The organism is Cytobacillus sp. FSL R7-0680 (assembly GCF_038009245.1).
Taxonomy (GTDB): Bacteria; Bacillota; Bacilli; order Bacillales; family Cytobacillaceae; genus Cytobacillus; species Cytobacillus kochii.
On sequence record NZ_JBBPAO010000001.1, the window covers coordinates 119758 to 136985 of the forward strand.

16 protein-coding genes are annotated in these 17228 nt (G+C 35.9%); 12 read left to right on the top strand and 4 right to left on the bottom strand.

From position 1 onward, the window contains the following. Positions 1–6: 6 nt before the first annotated feature. Positions 7–1317, bottom strand: a complete 1311-nt coding sequence (locus MKY26_RS00590) for an MFS transporter (protein ID WP_307317688.1) — start codon at positions 1315–1317, stop codon at positions 7–9. 150 nt (positions 1318–1467) lie between these two features. On the opposite strand from MKY26_RS00590, the gene MKY26_RS00595 reads away from it, so the two are divergent. Next, positions 1468–2619 (top strand): DEAD/DEAH box helicase, encoded by a 1152-nt coding sequence (locus MKY26_RS00595; RefSeq protein ID WP_341050292.1) that lies wholly within the window; start codon positions 1468–1470, stop codon positions 2617–2619. Between the two features lie 281 nt (positions 2620–2900). Here the strand turns inward: MKY26_RS00595 and MKY26_RS00600 are convergent, their stop codons facing one another. Continuing rightward, positions 2901–4424 carry an FAD-dependent oxidoreductase gene (locus tag MKY26_RS00600; RefSeq protein ID WP_095370117.1) on the bottom strand — a complete coding sequence of 508 codons (1524 nt, stop codon included), beginning with the start codon at positions 4422–4424 and terminating at the stop codon, positions 2901–2903. 176 nt (positions 4425–4600) lie between these two features. Here MKY26_RS00600 and MKY26_RS00605 point away from each other — a divergent pair, with 176 nt between their 5' ends. Both MKY26_RS00605 and rraA read left to right on the top strand, forming a co-directional pair. After that, positions 4601–5743: a trans-sulfuration enzyme family protein gene (locus MKY26_RS00605; RefSeq protein ID WP_307317550.1), complete on the top strand. Its 1143-nt coding sequence runs from the start codon at positions 4601–4603 to the stop codon at positions 5741–5743. A gap of 309 nt (positions 5744–6052) precedes the next feature. Beyond that, entirely contained in the window at positions 6053–6532 is a 480-nt protein-coding gene (gene rraA, locus MKY26_RS00610; protein ID WP_095370115.1) for a ribonuclease E activity regulator RraA, read from the top strand. 627 nt (positions 6533–7159) lie between these two features. Here the strand turns inward: rraA and MKY26_RS00615 are convergent. Further along, positions 7160–8074, bottom strand: a complete 915-nt coding sequence (locus MKY26_RS00615) for a VanW family protein (RefSeq protein ID WP_322910031.1) — start codon at positions 8072–8074, stop codon at positions 7160–7162. A 165-nt stretch (positions 8075–8239) separates the two neighbouring features. On the opposite strand from MKY26_RS00615, the gene MKY26_RS00620 reads away from it, so the two are divergent. The 9 genes from MKY26_RS00620 (at position 8240) to MKY26_RS00660 (ending at position 16926) form a co-directional block, all read left to right on the top strand. Beyond that, positions 8240–8578, top strand: coding sequence for a lmo0954 family membrane protein (locus MKY26_RS00620; protein WP_307317545.1), 339 nt, complete (start codon positions 8240–8242; stop codon positions 8576–8578). Between the two features lie 26 nt (positions 8579–8604). Continuing rightward, entirely contained in the window at positions 8605–9249 is a 645-nt protein-coding gene (locus MKY26_RS00625; RefSeq protein WP_341091815.1) for a PspA/IM30 family protein, read from the top strand. Positions 9250–9348: 99 nt separating this feature from the next. Further along, on the top strand, positions 9349–10080 hold the full coding sequence (gene liaF / locus MKY26_RS00630; protein WP_095370112.1) for a cell wall-active antibiotics response protein LiaF: 732 nt from the start codon (positions 9349–9351) through the stop codon (positions 10078–10080). Continuing rightward, positions 10077–11120: a sensor histidine kinase gene (locus MKY26_RS00635; RefSeq protein WP_307317538.1), complete on the top strand. Its 1044-nt coding sequence runs from the start codon at positions 10077–10079 to the stop codon at positions 11118–11120. The genes liaF and MKY26_RS00635 overlap by 4 nt, the downstream gene beginning before the upstream one ends. Beyond that, entirely contained in the window at positions 11117–11752 is a 636-nt protein-coding gene (locus MKY26_RS00640; protein WP_095370110.1) for a response regulator transcription factor, read from the top strand. The genes MKY26_RS00635 and MKY26_RS00640 overlap by 4 nt, the downstream gene beginning before the upstream one ends. A gap of 401 nt (positions 11753–12153) precedes the next feature. After that, the gene (locus MKY26_RS00645; RefSeq protein WP_157733763.1) at positions 12154–12348 is read left to right on the top strand and encodes an RAxF-45 family protein; all 195 of its coding nucleotides are present in this window, start codon (positions 12154–12156) and stop codon (positions 12346–12348) included. A 204-nt stretch (positions 12349–12552) separates the two neighbouring features. After that, the gene (gene abc-f / locus MKY26_RS00650) at positions 12553–14439 is read left to right on the top strand and encodes a ribosomal protection-like ABC-F family protein (protein ID WP_341091817.1); all 1887 of its coding nucleotides are present in this window, start codon (positions 12553–12555) and stop codon (positions 14437–14439) included. 548 nt (positions 14440–14987) lie between these two features. Beyond that, complete coding sequence (locus tag MKY26_RS00655; protein ID WP_095370108.1) at positions 14988–16313, top strand: oligosaccharide flippase family protein; 1326 nt, start codon at positions 14988–14990, stop codon at positions 16311–16313. 97 nt (positions 16314–16410) lie between these two features. Next, on the top strand, positions 16411–16926 hold the full coding sequence (locus MKY26_RS00660; protein WP_095370107.1) for an RNA polymerase sigma factor: 516 nt from the start codon (positions 16411–16413) through the stop codon (positions 16924–16926). A 20-nt stretch (positions 16927–16946) separates the two neighbouring features. Here the strand turns inward: MKY26_RS00660 and MKY26_RS00665 are convergent, their stop codons facing one another. Further along, the gene (locus MKY26_RS00665) at positions 16947–17204 is read right to left on the bottom strand and encodes a hypothetical protein (RefSeq protein WP_095370106.1); all 258 of its coding nucleotides are present in this window, start codon (positions 17202–17204) and stop codon (positions 16947–16949) included. Between the last annotated feature and the right edge of the window lie 24 nt (positions 17205–17228).

Sequence of the window (17228 nt, forward strand, 5' to 3'; positions counted from 1 at the left end):
ATATGATTATGACGTGCTAGAATTCTTTAAATACTTAGGATTTTTCATAACCGAAACGAGAAGGATAACCCCGCTTGCAATCAGTAATAGACTTGTAGTAATAAAAACGGCAGTAAACCCAAAGGCCCCAGCAACCATTCCTCCCATAACTGGTCCGATGACATTTCCTAGAAATCTTAAACTAGTATTATATCCCAGCACCTCTCCTTGCATGGCTATAGGTGCAGCCTGTCTAATATAGGCAATACGCACAGGTATAATTCCTCCAATAGTTACCCCGAGTGCAAAACGAATGATAATAAGCTGCCACATTTCAGTGACAAATCCACCTGGAAAATAGACGATACCAGCTAAAAACAATAAGGCCATTAATATTTTAATATAACCATAATTGTCCCCAAGCTTTCCCCAAGTTTTTGACATCATTAAGTTACCTACACCAGCTGCGGAAAAAGCAATACCTGCATATAGAGCTAAATTTTCTGGGCCATGTATTTCGCTGACATAAAGGGACAGAATCGGTTGAATACTAAAATGAGCGACTTGAATCAACATCGATAAGATTAAAACAGTCACAAGGACAGGGTTTGTAAGTATATGTTTTAATACTTCTTTACTCGTATAATTCTGCTTCTCTGATTTCTTCACTTCATTGATTTGAAATTCTTTCGTGAAGATAACAAGAATCGCAGAAATAAAAATGGCTAATGATGTCCAATTGAAAGTAGAAGAAAAACCGACCATGTCAGCTAGTGCACCACCTATTAAAGGTCCTAAAAGAGAGCCTGTGATACTTCCTGTTTGTAAGGTGCCAAGCACTTGTCCTGCCATTCTTTTTGGTGTTTGTGTAGAAATAAAAGCTTGTGAAAGGGGAATAAAACCTGTGAAGATACCCATAAATAGCCTTAGATAAAACAAATGCCATACGCTTGTCGCAAAACCTAATAGGAAAATACAAAGGGCCATTCCTGAAGCAGAAATGATTAACACCTTTTTCTTTCCATACAAATCACCAATTCTTCCCCAAATTGGAGCTACAATAAAGGCAGTAACGAATGTAATGGCAAAAATCCAACCCGACCATCTTTGAATATAAGCGTCGGAAAACTGACCAAAGGTTTCAATATATAATGATATAAAGGGCAAGACCATCGTCATACTAGCTGAAACAAAGAAGTTGGCAAACCACATAATTTTAATATTTGTCTTTACTTGTGGATGGATCATGAACGAACACTTCTTTCTCATTTGAACATTTCGTAACACTAAATTTATCATAAACGAACTCAACCAAAATAAAAAGGAAAAGGTTTTTATACGACATTACCTTATAAATAACGAAAGTCGATTTAACATGAGCCATTGTTATTTGAACAGGATACCTTTATATTATGTATTATAAACGTATTTCATCTGCATGAAGTCGTTTTAAACTGTTTATCGTTAAATAAAGGAGTTATATCATCTATGGAAGTTATTGGTGAACTAAAGCCGTTTATTAAAAAAGTATGGGAACAATCGCAATTTAAACAACCAACAAATATACAGCAAGAGGCGATTCCAGTAGTATTAGAGGGAAAAGATCTTATTGCTCAATCCCCAACAGGTACCGGAAAAACGTTAGCGTATTTATTACCTGTTTTAGAAAAGATTCAACCAGAAAGCAAGGATGTGCAGGTAGTTATTCTCGCATCATCCCAAGAGTTAATTATGCAAATCTTAAGTGAAGCACAAAAGTGGGGAAGAGATAGTAATATCCGTAGTGCATCGTTTATCGGTGGTGCGAATGTAAAGAGACAGTTAGAAAAATTAAAACAACGTCCACATATCGTTTTGGGTACCCCAGGCAGAATACTTGAATTGATTAAGCAAAAGAAATTAAAAATGCATGCGGTGAAAACAGTTGTCCTTGATGAAGGCGATCAGCTTCTCATTCCCGAACATCTTGAGCATGTGAAAAGTATAATAAAAGCGACTTTAAAGGAAAGACAAGTAGTGCTGTTTTCTGCTACTTTACCTAAAACAATAGAAGTAGAAGCTAAAGGTTGGATGAAATCACCAGAAGTTATCACCATTGAAAAAGATGAGACGATTACAGCAGGTGATGTGGGGCATATATACTTTAACGTGGAACAACGGGAAAAAGTTAAAGTATTGGAAAAGCTTTCTCGAATGGATCATTTGAAGGCGCTGGTATTTGTTAAGGATATCCCCAATATCATGATTATGAAAGAAAAGCTAGAGTATAACCATATTCACGTAAATGTACTTCACAGTGATTTAAATAAATTCGAAAGATCTAAAAATTTGAATGGCTTTAGGAAAAAGGATGCTCGCTTACTTTTATCAACAGATGTAGCAGCGAGAGGTTTAGATATTAAGGGAATTACTCATGTCATCCACTTTGACTTACCACGTGAGAAAACGCAGTATATCCATCGCTCAGGGAGAACAGGACGTTTTGGTGCAGATGGAACAGTGGTATCACTTGTTACCATGAATGAAGAAAGAGATTTAAAGCGCTTTGCTAAAGAATTAAATCTTCAATTAGAAGAGAAAATAATGCACGGCGGAAAAATCGTCAATCCAGAACATCAATCAAACGAAAAAAGACGCTAAGGAGTAATGGTGTAAGACGCTACAATAAGAAATCATAGAAAATCCGCAACAAGGTTTGATGGTTGCGGATTTTTTTCTTTTTGTTCTATATCGCTACATTTCAAGATGAAATGGAAACATCTTCAATCTATCGATGCCGATTTTGATTAATTAAGAATGTACAATTTTTTTCAACCACTTATGTGACATTATTCTATCTGGAAGCCGCACTAATCCAGTTAAAAGAAAAACATTTAAAAGTTTCCAAAACTTAGCTTACCTTACCTTTATGGTCATATGCGTTAATCCATCTTTTCCAAAGGTTCAGTTGCTGGACCTTCAATGACCTCGCCATCATATGAAAAACGGGATCCATGACATGGACAATCCCAAGTGCGATCGCCGGCATTCCATTCTGTTTCACAACCTAGATGAGTACAAGTTGTGTCAACAATATGAAGTTGGCCATCATCATCGCGGTAACAGCCTCGGCGTTTTCCATCCACTTTCACCAGGCCGCCTTCATTATTTGCTAGATCCTCAGGGTGCTTAAATTCTGGCTCGAGTTTCCCTTTTATTAATTGTCCTGCAACATCTGCATTATAAGTGATAAAGTTTTTAATACTAGGGTTCGCATGAAATCTCGATGGGTTAAAAAGTTCCTGATAAGGTGTATGCTGTTCAGTTATTAAATCTTTTAACAAAATTCCGGCAGCTGTACCGTTTGTCATACCCCATTTGCGATAACCAGTAGCCACGAAGATATTATTTTCATTAGATGTGATAGGACCAATATAAGGTATTTTATCTAATGAAGTTAAATCTTGTGCAGACCAGCGAAAGGTGATTGGCTTTTCCCCGAAGACCTCATTAGAGAAAGCCTGTAATGTCTCGTAATGTTGATAAGTGTTAATGCCTTTTCCTGTTTTATGACCCTCTCCGCCAATAAGAATAAGTTTCTTACCAGTCTCCTCTGAAGTTGTAGCACGGATCGAACGGACAGGGTTATTGGCACAATAGTACATGTTTCCTTCAAAATCGTCGTCACTTTCGATAGCAATTACATAGGACCGTTCAGGTAAAAGCCTGGAGAAATATAAACCTTTCCATTTTAAAAATGGGCTATGGGATGCCATAACAACATAGTTACATAAAATACGATGCCCTTTATTTGTTATGACAACAGGTTGTTTACCTTCCTCGATATCAACGACCGTTGTTTGTTCATAAACAGTACCTCCTAAGTCGATGAAACGCTTAAGTAAGCCTTCTAAATATTTAACCGGATGAAATTGTGCTTGATTGTTCATTTCAAGCACACCTGTAGTTGGAATGGAGAATGGGATACTCTCTTTTAATTGCCCTATAATCCCCAATCTTTTATAGGCGTCATATTCAAAAGTTAATTTTTCACTGTATTGATCATTGGTTGCATAGATAAAAGAGCTTTCATTACTAAAATCGCAATTTATATTTGCTGCTTCTTTTTCAATCATTTTTATTGCGTCAGCTTGGGCTTCATAATACAGTCTTGCTTGCTCTATGCCGAAATGTTCAATCAACTCGTCATATATTAAACCATGCTGTGCAGTCACTTTTGCAGTTGTATGGCCAGTCGTTCCTGCTAAAACTTCCCCGGCGTCTAATAAAATCACTTTCAACCCTTCTTTAGCCAATAAGTAAGCTGAAGTAATCCCTGTTATACCAGAGCCAATGATAACTACATCTGTTTTAGTGTTACCGTCCAATGATTGATATTGGAGTTGTTTTGCTTCCAACCAGTACGATTGAGGGTATTTCGGCATATTATTTTTTTCATTATTCATACAATCACCTCTAAAATATATATCTCCGTTTAATATAGCCTTATGGATGTTTCTTATACTTCTTTCCTCAATTGACGTAAAAAAGTACAGTGAGCTATAATGATAGAATTAAGAAATTTATGAAAATAAAACAAGGTGATTTATACTTTTAGTGTATAAAAAGGAGATTCAATAGGATGAAATTTGAGACGGCATTATTACATGGAGATAAAAAAGAAAAGCGCACAATTCAAAGTAAAGCAACACCGATTTATCAAACATCTGCATTTACTTTTAAAAGTTTAGAAGAACTAGAGGGTTTTTATAGTGGAAACGGCAACTACTTGTATACGAGATCAGGCAATCCAAACACTGATGAGTTAGGAGAAGTTGTCGCAAGATTAGAAGGTGCAGCATCAGGAGTTGCAGCTGCATCAGGTTTAGGTGCCATTATGGTAGGAATATTAGCAGTGGCTAAAAATGGTGATCATATTATTGCTACTGATGATGTGTATGGAGGAAGTTTTCATCTTATTGTGGAAGAGCTCACGCAATTCGGTATTGACGTAACAATTGTTCCTTTTAGCGATATGACGCAAGTCGAGGCGGCAATCAAAGAGAACACGAAGCTTTTATATACAGAATCAATTACTAATCCTTTATTAAGAGTAGAAGATCTTAAAGCTGTTGTATCATTGGCGAAAAAATACAATCTGAAGACATTGATTGATAATACATTTGCTTCACCGTTTCATTGTCAGCCGATTGAGCTTGGGGTAGACATGGTTGTTCATAGTGCGACCAAATATATTGGTGGGCATAGTGATGTCACTGCTGGTGTCATTGTTGGTAGTACTGAGTTAATCGAACTGGCTGCAGCAAAAGTCGTAAATCTTGGCGTGAACTTAAGTCCTTTTGAAGCATGGTTAACAGTAAGGGGAGCAAAGACATTAGCATTAAGGATGAAGGAACAATCTTATCATGCGAAAAAAGTAGCAGAAGCTTTACTTATTCATGAAGGAGTGGAGAGAGTTTATTATCCCTTCGAACAAAATGGAGCATATGGATACGGGGCAATGGTCACGATCGAACTGAAACAACAAGCTGATGTATCAACTTTTTTCCGTTCACTAGGGTGGATAAAAATTGTTCCTACTTTAGCTGGTGTTGAATCTTCTGTTTCACATCCAATTACAACTTCGCATCGTGCGGTACCAGAAGAAACTTGTGAGGCGTTAGGCATTAATGAGCATTTGATTAGAATCTCCATTGGTATTGAACATTACGAAGATATTATTTCACAGCTTTCCATGGCTATTGAAAAAGCAATGAATAAGTAAAAAGAAAGGCTGTGACGGTGGTGGTCACAGCCTTAAAATATTTAATTTAAGAGGTCATCTATCTCTTCTTTTTTTTCATCTATTTGGGTAGAATCTTTTGAATGAAGCGCGTACCTTAATGTGTAAACAAAAACGCCAGCAGCCAAACCAACGATGAGTAAATAAGCGCTTGTTGCTATCCATAAATAAGCGATAATGATCCACCCCTTTCATTACACTTATATGCAAGTCATCACTTTTTCTTTCCATTAGACAAAGGAAACTTTTCATCGGATGACGAAATTAATTAGTAGAGTGAGGAGGGATATCATGTCTTTTAAAACAGCAGATTTATGTGACGACCATCATGAATATGTAAAGGTAAATCAAGAAGTATTATATTCATACGGTAAGAAAAAGAGATTCCATGGTAAGGTTTCAACAGTTAAGGTTTTTGAAGATAATGTACTTGTACTTGAAGCACTGGAAAGTATCCCAGAAGGTCATGTGCTTGTTGTTGATGGTGGCGGGTCAAGGAGATGTGCACTTATGGGCGATCGATTAGCAAAAATTGCAGAAACGCGCGGATTGGCGGGTGTCATTATATATGGTTGTGTGCGAGATACAGCAGATATAGCATCAATGGATATTGGTGTATTAGCAATTGGTAGTAGTCCATTAAAAAGTAGAAAAGCTGGCAAAGGAGATAGGGATACGATCGTGACATTTGGGGGGCTTGATTGGTTGCCAGACGAATATGTATACGCTGATGAAGATGGTGTCATTGTTTCAGAAAAGCCATTGTTATAAAAGGGAATAATAAAAATAATCCTTGGTCTTGCCCCTTTCAAGTAGTCAACATAAAAAAACAAATCAAAGAACGCTTGTCGATAATATTCAATAGGCACGCGTTTCTTTATCTCCTTTTGTAATCGTAATAGTAAATGTAATCCTCGGGTAGTTTGTCTCCTGCCTCCCAATTACTTATATACAGCTATGCGGTTTTTTTAGGGTGAGGTGAAAAGAGTGATTCTATACAGCCTTCCTTTGCGTGAGTGGCTGCTCTTAATTTTGTAAATCCCCCTAATCGGCAGCTGAATAGCTTTAAGTTATATTCAAAGCCTTGATTTGAACGAAGAACAGCTAATGTAAGTTAAATCATTTCTGTTGGATAGCTTTCGAATGATGAGTGGTATGTTCATTGCCGTCATTAATCTGTGTAATTAAGCACCCACATTCATTTAAATCGGCAGGGGACGGCTGTTTTAGGTTTCTTTGGCATAGAAAAAATCCTCCAAGTAGTATTCTAATCTTCATGGAATCATGAAGGTTTTTTATCTACTTGAAGGGGACATGAACATTCGTTATTTAAGAATTTAGGCTGTCACTTTTAATCCCCAGAGGGTATAAAATAAGGTCGGATAATAATTCTCCGTTTTAAGTATCTCCGTTTGCACGTATTTCTTTTGGTAATATCTTTGAAGCGTTGGGAACATGGCGTGGTGAAGTCTCAATTTCGTCTGAAGATTTGATTACAACAATCATTTGACCACCATAAACGTGTGCGCTTATAAGTAAAGGAAACTCATAAGGGTTTGTAAAGGTAAAGTCTGGTCCATACCAACTTACTGTTGCGTCTCTTCCTTTTGGTACATAAGGGACTCTTTTGCTATGGGAGAATCTCTCGCCAATTTCAACACCGGCACGATCGACGGCATTAAATAGTGTAGAAGAGACCTGGCATATCCCGCCACCAATATCTTCAGATAGTTCCCCTCTTACAATTACGGGCGCACGTAGGTATCCTTTATCCTTCGTTCTTCTCCCAACAACCTCATTAAAAGAAAATGTTTCTTCAGGAAAAATGACATAATTATTAATAGCCTCAGTAGCTAATGAAATATTATGAGAGCGATTTTGATTATTGCTATTAAAGTAAGTGACATACTGTCCAATTGTTTTCACATTGATTTGACTGATTAAGTCTTTATCCACTCTTGCTGGTACAGATATAAGAGGAAGCTGGATAGTTGAGACTCCTTTGGAGAAATAATAACGAAAAAATTGATTCTTGAATTCTTTACGGTATAAACGCTTTCCTTCAATTTCTGAGATAATCATATTTCCTTTAATATAGGCGTCTTTAGGGGCAATAAATGTTTTTTTATCGAGATCTTCCATAAATGTCTCGAATTTTTTCATTTCAATAAATGGCAAATTGGACTGTGGAATAGCAAAGTCCTCTCTCTGTATTTGTGTAATTACTTTATCTTCTTTTTTAATTGTGAATATGGAATCATCATTGATAGGTGAAATCATTAACAAAAATGAAAGCAACCAAGAATGAGACATTGTCACACCTCCCAATTGTAGTATGAACTTAAATTAGTTTTACATGTATAGAATAAAATGGACTCAGCTCTCGTTCAGACTTAAGTCTTAGAGCAAAATCAAGCTGTGGCACGTTATGTACGATCTTATAAATAGGTAAGATAAATAGTGAAAGGAGGATGAGAAATGAAAAAATTTCTTTTAATCATAGCAGGTGGAATTGCGGCAATAGTTGTATTGGCGAATTTAGGTTCACTTATCGCATTAGCGATTACAGCTGCATTACTTTATTTAGTATTTAAACAATTTATCAAAACAGATGGTTGGGAAAAAGTAGCTTGGGGTACTGTAGGTGTCGTTTTACTATTGTTCTCTATCAGTAATATCCCAGCAATTTTAGCTGTTCTAGCTCTTTATGTCATTTACCTGATTTACAAAAATTGGAATAAAGAAAAGCCAAAAACAAGACAAAGTGATGATCCATTTGTGAACTTTGAGAAGCAATGGTCCGATCTTCATAAATAAGCTTTGAAACAATAGGAGGAGACAATATGGTAAATCTATTAACAAGAATTAAAAACACGATTGTAACAGATATCAATGAGGTGCTCGACAAAAAGGAAAGTAAAAATCCAATAGCGTTATTAAATCAGTATTTGAGGCAAAGTGAGCAAGAAACAGAAAAAGTGAAAAAATATATCGAAAGACAATTTAAGCTGAGAGAAGAATTTCGTAAAGAACTTGCCCATGCCATGGATATGGCTACTAAAAGAAAAGGACAAGCGGAAGTTGCTGAACGAGCGGGTGAAGAGGAGCTAGCAACATTTGCGAAGACAGAAGCACAGTACTTTTCTGAAAGAGCAGATAAATTACAAACGATGGTGGCAGAAGCATCAGAGGAGCTTGGAAAGTTAGAAAGACAGTATGAAGAAATGAAGCATAAACTAAAGGATATGCAAATTCGCCGGATGCAATTAATGGGGAGAGAAAATGTAACCCGTGCCCAAGTAAAAATGAATAAAGTATTAGGAGAAGAACACTCCCAGCAAACTTCTTATGATAAGTTTAATGATATGGAGAAATATATTTCAGAGTTAGAACAAAAAGTGCAAAATCAATACTTCCATAATCATATTGATAAAAAAATTGCTGATTTAGAATTGAAAATGAAAAAGGATGATTCCTTGCAGTCATAAAAACATGGTATGCTAAAGATAATTGACCGAGAAACAAGCATTGAAAGGCGTAAGGCCGACTTGCGCCTTTTTAAACAACATGATTAGGAGGGATGTCACATGTTTGAAAAATGGAATGAGGACTATAAAATGTGGATATTCATTGCCTTGGCAATGATTATTTTAGAAATGTTCTTTTTTAATCATGGGCTGATCTTCTCAATTATCATTGAAATTGGTATGATCTATATTGGTCGTAAATGGATGCCGAAGACTAGGGGCAAGGTCCTTTTTTGGCTAGGGATTTTACTTTTTGCGATTACTATTTTTAATATGATGGCATTCAAGTTGTTAATCCTTGCACTTATTGTTCATTTTGGTTATCAATTTTACTTAACGAAAAAGAAACCAAAGAAGGTTCAGCCTAGAGCAGAACAGCGGAAAGCAGATGAGCGAAAAGAGGCTGTGGTTCAGAAGAAGAACTTATTAACGAATAAAATCAGTGGGCATCAAAATACTTCTGAAGAGGTATATGAATGGGGAGATATAAATATCCAATGTGGCTTAGGGGATACTGAAATTGATTTGAGCTATACGGTATTACCTAATCAAGAGAATATCATATTTATCAAAAACCTTATTGGAAATGTACGCATATATATTCCTTATGATGTAGAGGTGTCAATCAATCATTCTGTTATTGTTGGCTCTAGCCAAATTTTCGATTTGGTAGAGAAAAGAGCTTTTAACCGCAATTATATTTTTGAGACGGAAAATTATAACCAAACTGAACAAAAGGTGAAAATCGTCACCTCTTTAATTGTGGGTGATATAGAGGTGAAGCGCTCATGAATATGGCTCAACGTCAGATCTTATATGGAGTGCTTCTTTCATTACTATTACTTATCAGCATGATGTTGTCGTTTTATTTTATTTTCCCTATTCGCCTGATTGATTTCTGGCATTTTAAAGTAGTTGATATTCCCTTTGCATTGTTTGCACCAATGATAAGCATCTTATTAGGTGTTTTTTATGGGTTATTATCTGGTTATAGATGGCAGAAGCAACTGAAAGAGATGGAAGGCTGGCTTCATGAGGTAGAAGAAGGAAGAGTACTCACGGTTAATCATGAGGAAGTAAGTGCTGATGTTCAAAACATATATCAAAGAATGATTAAAATACAGAAGCAAATATCAGAACAGGCAAAGTATACGCAACGGCTCGCAAATGAAAAAGCGAAAGATATTGATAATCGTATGCAAGAAATTATATATGAAGAAAGAAATCGTTTGGCAAGAGAATTACACGATTCAGTCAGTCAACAGTTATTTGCTGCATCTATGTTAATGTCAGCGATTATGGAACAAACAGAGGAAAAATCGGCCAATGAGGTTAAGCAATTGCAGTTAGTAGAAGGGATGATTCACCAATCCCAGCTAGAAATGCGTGCTTTATTGCTTCACCTACGCCCTGTTGCCTTAAAAGGAAAAAAGCTAATAGAAGGTATCGAGGAACTGCTGCTTGAGTTAAAACAAAAAGTCACAATGAATATCAAATGGAGAGCAGAGGACTTTTATTTAGATAAAGGGATTGAGGATCACCTTTTTCGCATTCTACAAGAATCTGTTTCCAATACTTTGCGTCATGCAAAAGCAGACACCTTAGATGTATTACTTATTCAACGTGACGGATTTGCTATTCTACGTATTATTGATGATGGCATCGGTTTTAATGTAGATAAGGCAAAAGCAGGTTCATACGGTATTCAAAATATGTATGAAAGAGCACTAGAGATTGGTGGTACATTAAAAATGATCAGCCTTCCTAATAAAGGAACAAGATTAGAAGTAAAAGTACCAATTATTGAAGGTGGAGGGGGCGATGAAAAATGATACGCGTATTATTTGTAGATGACCATGAGATGGTGAGGATTGGTGTGACCGCTTATTTATCAGCTCAACCTGATATAGAAGTAATTGGCGAGGCGGATAACGGTAAACAAGCGATCGAGCTGGCAATGGAATTACGACCAGATATTATTCTAATGGATCTAGTGATGAAAGAAATGGATGGGATTGAAGCGACAAAGCAAATTGTTGAGCAATGGCCAGAAGCAAAAATAATAATTGTAACGAGCTTCTTAGATGATGAAAAGGTTTATCCAGCACTTGAGGCAGGAGCTACTAGCTATATGTTAAAAACATCAAAAGCAAGTGAAATTGCTCACGCGATTCGCAGAACACAACAAGGAGAATCTGTTTTAGAACCTGAGGTCACTGGAAAAATGATGTTAAAGATGAGAGGAAAAAAAGAACAACCTCTCCATGAAGAATTAACCAGTAGAGAAATGGAAATTCTACTTCATATGACGCAAGGAAAAACTAATCAAGAGATTGCTGATGAACTATACATTGCTTTAAAAACGGTTAAAACACATGTAAGTAATATCTTAAGTAAACTTGATGTCCAAGATCGCACTCAAGCCGTAATCTATGCATTTAAGAATCATATAGTGAAAGAATAGTTTAGAGAGAGTTTTGTGATGAAGCTCTCTTTTTTTGGTCTTAACCTGATTGGTGTAGAGATGCATTTATCTTAACTCTAAGTCAAATGTTGATGTCCTTTTAGTCAATTAATAAAGGGAAAGGGATATTGAGCTAGCTTTTGCACTGCTATTTACTGGGGATTTTTAATAGGATAGTTAACTTAGAAAATTTTACTCAGAATAAACGAGCAAGGGTACTTAACCAAGCCTACATTCATAACAGTGAGTAGATTATCATGATATTTATAAATTTGAAAGTAGCCAATGTAGATGGGTATATTAGCCTTTTCCCACAGCACAGAAAATCAAAAAATCGATAAAATATATGTTTGAAAATGATTGTTATTTTAGAATATTTCATTTAAACTAGTAGTAACTGAATGGAAAAAGGAGGTGTAGAAGAGATGAGAGGAACTGTTTTAACGCGTGGAAAATGGCTTGAACATTTAACTATTTTCTGTGCAATTTTTGGCGCAATGACTGCTAACGGGATACGTCTGTCCTTTTATAACAATTGCATAGCTAAAATAAGCAGTGAAACATCTCTTTACACCCGTCAAAGAGCACAATCATAATACTGAATATTTTCTTGTATGGATACAGGTGAGTATTTATATTTAAATGAGAAAAGGGTCACAGGAGAAGTTTATTCTCTGTGGCCCTTCTTTTCATTTAATCAAATTTCTGTCTAGCTCATGTTGCTTACGGTGGTAGGAAAAAATGAGCTTTAACGCTGACAAGTGACGAAATGAGCTATTCTTAATATGGAGGAAAATGAAATGATAACGAGCGGACAAAATATAACGAAATTGTACGGTGGTGATACAGTCTTCACTAATATTAGTTTTGACATACGGAACCACTCGCGAGTAGGTATTGTTGGGAGAAATGGTAGTGGAAAGTCTACGTTATTAAAAATCATGGCTGGGGTAGAACAACCTGACCAAGGTCAAATACATTGGCGTAAACATATTGTGATTGGCTATTTACATCAAATACCAGAATATAATGAATCAGTTATTGCTTTGGATGTAGTGGAGGAAGCCTTTTCTAATTTACTTGGGGTAAAAAGAAAACTAACAGATATGGAACAAAAATTAGCTCAATCACACACCTCGAATGGGGTTGAACAACTACTCAATGAATATGGGAAGTTACAAGATTATTTTATGAATGACGGCGGCTATGAAATAGAAGGAAAAATAAAAGTAGTCATTAATGGACTTGGTATAGAAACATTAATGGAGAAAAAGTTTCAAATGCTTAGTGGTGGAGAGAAAACAAAAGTTTGCTTAGCCAAAGAGCTACTTAAGAAACCAGATTTATTATTATTGGATGAACCGACAAATCATCTTGATCTCCAAGCTGTTGATTGGTTAACAAGTTTTATTAAAGATTATGAGGGGACAATTGTTATGGTTTCACATGATCGGTACTTTCTCGATCAAACTGTGAAGATGATTATGGATTTAGAAGATGAAGAATTAACGAATTATCATACCAATTATTCTGATTATGTAAAAGAAAAGGAAAGTCGACTATTACAGGAATTTCAAAAGTATGAAGATCAACAGAAGAAAATAAAAAAGATGAAAGAATCGATAAAAAGGTTAAGAGAGTGGGCAAATCAAGCCAACCCACCTAATGCCGGGCTCCATAAAAAAGCAAGTAGTATGGAAAAGGCACTAAATCGGATGGAAAAGATAAAAAAACCCGTTTCTCATCGCAAACTACATTTGCATTTGGCAGCAGAAGAGAGAAGTGGGAAAGACACGTTAGTTATAGAAAATATGACAAAGTCTTTTAGTGGAGAGATTGTGTTAGAAAGTATTGACATGCATTTACGTTTTCAAGATCGTGCAGTGCTTGTTGGAGAAAACGGCAGCGGTAAAACTACATTAATAAAATTAATTTTACAACGTTTACTTCCAGATGAAGGAGAAGTGCGAGTAGGTAGTAATTGTAAAATTGGCTACTTAGCTCAACAAATATTTACAGAGAGAGAAAACCAAGAAAAAACCGTACTACAATTGTTCAGGGAAATACATGCTGTAGCGGAGGGAGAAGCGAGAGGGATTCTCGCAAATTTTCTTTTCTATGGTTATGCCGTTCATAAGAAGGTGAAACAGTTAAGTGGTGGTGAGCGCATGCGACTGCGTTTAGCACAACTCATGTATCAAAATGTGAATTTTCTTATCCTTGATGAACCCACAAATCATCTCGATATTGAATCGAGAGAAGTACTTGAACAGGCACTGCAGGAATTTCAAGGAACCATTTTAGCTGTTTCTCATGATCGTTATTTCATCGAGCTATTATTCAACCAAACGTATATATTGAATCAGAGAAGGCTTTCCTATTTTAATGGTTCATTCACATATGCATGGGAAAAGTGGTGCAACCAAATTCGACAGTTGGCGCCTCCAATTAAGGGAGCGATAAAAAAGGTTGAAAGGGAAAGTACAGTAAAACAAAATATTCATCAAACAGATGATATAGAAGAGGAATTGGAAAAGCTAGAAGAAAGATTACAGATAATAGAAAGAAAGATGATGACTGGTGAAGCCTTGAGCATGTTGCAAGACTTACAATATGAGAAGGAACAATGTCAAATAGAACTGGATTACTTATATAAGAAGTGGTCAGCATCTTTATTGGAAGAATAGATAGAAAGGTCGGTACTATCTGGAAATCAGACTGACTATACCTGTGTATATGGATAAAAATCAGCAAAAAGTGTTGACGTAAGAAACATCGCCACACATCCATTGTCCATTTATGGTGTGTAGGCAGTTGATGGATTAGCAAACAGAATATCACATTAAAAAGGGTTGTCCAAAATGTCACTTCTTCGACTTTTGAGCAACCCTTTTACTCTTTTCAAAGCCTTCGTATAGGACAAAGATACCAAAAATGAAGTGTTAATTTTCCAGAATTATCCATTAGGTTTCTTACCCTTTTTCTTCATTAATATTTGATGAAAGACAAAAATATCCCTTCTCTAGCAAATGCAAGTGAACCGCCCCTGCAGTGGCTATATCGACTTTATCTACCATTCATTGTTCCATATGTATGTCCCTTTTTTAGGTTAGAAAAAAACAAAAATAGAGTGAAGTGATCAGCAAACAAATATTCAACTAGGTTAATAATTTTAAGGGTTGTCTCATAGGATAGAAGAGATTATTTATTTGTGGGAACAAAAAGGAGAGGCGAAATGAACAAGTTCTTCAAGGGATTGCTTTTATTAATTCTAGCGGCTTTTGCAGGTGAATGTATTGAATTTCTGATTAATATGGTGCTTGCTAGGCAGTTAGGTGAACATGGTTTAGGGCTTTATATGTCTATTCTTCCAACCATTTTTTTGATTGTTTTATTAGCTAGTTTTGAAATGCCTGTTTCCATCTCTAAATTTATTGCAGAAAAGGATAGAAAATATCACTATAGTATGCTCAATCATGTGATTAGAATGACGGTTATCTTTTCACTTATATTAATCCCGTTAGCATCAGCGATTCTCCCATTTATTACTGTTTTTGATGATTATCATCCACTATTAAGGTGGATGGCTATTATTCTCATACCGATTATTTCATTTTCTTCTATTGCTAGAGGTTATTTTATGGGCAACGAACAAATGGGGAAGATTGCTTCTGCCAATTTTTTGAGAAAATTCATTCAGCTTTCATTGCTGGTATTACTTTTTCATTTGTTTCGCTTTGAAACGGAAACGGCAGTTTTTATAGCTGTCTGTACATTTGTTGGCAGTGAAATAGCGATTTTTGCTTACTTCATTCATTTATTTGTCATCCAGTATCAAAGGATGAAGAAATTGCCGTTTGAGCCGATGTCTGGTATGAGTGTGTGGAAAAACTTGATGGGGGTGTCTATCCCTACAACAGGTCTACGGATATTTCATGCTTTAACCCATGCGATCCAACCATTTTTAATAAAAGCAGCATTGCTAAAGTCTGGAATCAGTACGGATATTGCCACTGAACATTTTGGGATGGTTGCAGGTGTAGCAATGACAATTGGAATGTTTCCCGCTTTTATTGCTCATTCCTTTATGGTTATGCTCATTCCTACTGTTTCAAGAGCATATGCTGAAGAGAAGCATAATTACTTACGGCGGTTACTTCAACAAGTATTTTTTATCACCTTCTTGTATGGCGTTCCTTCTGTTACCATTTTTTATTTCTTTGCCGAACCTTTAACTAGTACATTTTTCCATTCGATAGAAGCAAGTATATATGTGCAATTACTGTGGCCATTCTTTCTGTTACACTTTTTTATTTTCCCTATGCAAGCATTTCTTATCGGTTTGGGGCTTATGAAAGATGCCTTTTATCATGCTGTGTGGTCAACACTTATATCTTTTGTTGCGATGTATGTATTTGGTTCGATGGAAAGTCTGCAAATGCATGGAGTAATTTTAGGCATAAATATGGGAGCCATTTTATTAATGTTCATGCATTACATGACGATATGTAAGAAGATTGGTGTTACTTGGTTTCTTACAAAACAAACAAGTTTTTCTTAAAAAAATCAAAAACACTGTAGGGGAAGAAGATCTATCATTCGTCTATTAGGGTAAGAAAAGAAATAAAGGAGGAAAGGGTAATAGACCCAGATGAAGTATGGAAGCAACAATTAACTACACATTCGAAAATTATGTGAGCGAGTATGCTCAATCATTATACAGATACATTTATTCTTTAATTAAACATCCCCAAAGAGCGGAGGATTTACTCCAAGAAGCCTTAATTTCAGCTTATTTAGCTTTCCCTTCCTTGAAAGAAGAAACAAATATTAAAAATTGGCTATATAAAATTGCATTAAACAAATGTAGGGATCAATGGAGAAAACAACAAAGTGAACGACAATTTTTAGAAGAGAGGCTACCTGCTCTATATGAGGAGGCCAAATCTCCAGGGGCCGATGAATTGTTTGTTAAAAAAAGTAATCGAGAAGAAGTAGAGAGGATTATCTTTTGTCTACCTGAAAAATATAAAGAACCACTATATCTTTATTACTTCGAACAAATGTCATTAAAGGAAATAAGTGAAGCAACAAAGCTACCTCTCTCGACAATTAAGACAAGGTTGAGGAGAGGGAAGGCAAAACTTCACCCAATGATTGTAGAAGAAAAATAACCTAAGGAGAAATCCCTAGGTTATTTTTCTTCTTGTTGATTATTATAATAATTAACGGAAGTCATAGCACCTTCACTGACCATTTCATTATCGCGGGTGTCTTGTGGATCGGGATGTCCGGCTTTCATTTCATATTGATTCTCACTATTAGTTGGAAGATAACTTTTCATTTTATGTGTGAGTGTCTGTAACTTTTCACGATTTTCCTTCTTAGCAAGTAATAGTAAACTTGTTACGCCAACTCCTGCAATAATAAAGTTCTTTGGACGAGATTTCATATTAACTCCTCCTTCATTTTATGG

What these genes read in the sequence shown, in the direction of transcription:
- MKY26_RS00595 (WP_341050292.1), top strand. Translation starts at nt 1,468, where the DNA reads ATGGAAGTTATTGGTGAACTAAAGCCGTTTATTAAAAAAGTATGGGAA.
- MKY26_RS00600 (WP_095370117.1), bottom strand. Translation starts at nt 4,424, where the DNA reads ATGAATAATGAAAAAAATAATATGCCGAAATACCCTCAATCGTACTGG.
- MKY26_RS00605 (WP_307317550.1), top strand. Translation starts at nt 4,601, where the DNA reads ATGAAATTTGAGACGGCATTATTACATGGAGATAAAAAAGAAAAGCGC.
- rraA (WP_095370115.1), top strand. Translation starts at nt 6,053, where the DNA reads ATGTCTTTTAAAACAGCAGATTTATGTGACGACCATCATGAATATGTA.
- MKY26_RS00615 (WP_322910031.1), bottom strand. Translation starts at nt 8,074, where the DNA reads ATGTCTCATTCTTGGTTGCTTTCATTTTTGTTAATGATTTCACCTATC.
- MKY26_RS00620 (WP_307317545.1), top strand. Translation starts at nt 8,240, where the DNA reads ATGAAAAAATTTCTTTTAATCATAGCAGGTGGAATTGCGGCAATAGTT.
- MKY26_RS00625 (WP_341091815.1), top strand. Translation starts at nt 8,605, where the DNA reads ATGGTAAATCTATTAACAAGAATTAAAAACACGATTGTAACAGATATC.
- liaF (WP_095370112.1), top strand. Translation starts at nt 9,349, where the DNA reads ATGTTTGAAAAATGGAATGAGGACTATAAAATGTGGATATTCATTGCC.
- MKY26_RS00635 (WP_307317538.1), top strand. Translation starts at nt 10,077, where the DNA reads ATGAATATGGCTCAACGTCAGATCTTATATGGAGTGCTTCTTTCATTA.
- MKY26_RS00640 (WP_095370110.1), top strand. Translation starts at nt 11,117, where the DNA reads ATGATACGCGTATTATTTGTAGATGACCATGAGATGGTGAGGATTGGT.
- MKY26_RS00645 (WP_157733763.1), top strand. Translation starts at nt 12,154, where the DNA reads ATGGAAAAAGGAGGTGTAGAAGAGATGAGAGGAACTGTTTTAACGCGT.
- abc-f (WP_341091817.1), top strand. Translation starts at nt 12,553, where the DNA reads ATGATAACGAGCGGACAAAATATAACGAAATTGTACGGTGGTGATACA.
- MKY26_RS00655 (WP_095370108.1), top strand. Translation starts at nt 14,988, where the DNA reads ATGAACAAGTTCTTCAAGGGATTGCTTTTATTAATTCTAGCGGCTTTT.
- MKY26_RS00660 (WP_095370107.1), top strand. Translation starts at nt 16,411, where the DNA reads ATGGAAGCAACAATTAACTACACATTCGAAAATTATGTGAGCGAGTAT.
- MKY26_RS00665 (WP_095370106.1), bottom strand. Translation starts at nt 17,204, where the DNA reads ATGAAATCTCGTCCAAAGAACTTTATTATTGCAGGAGTTGGCGTAACA.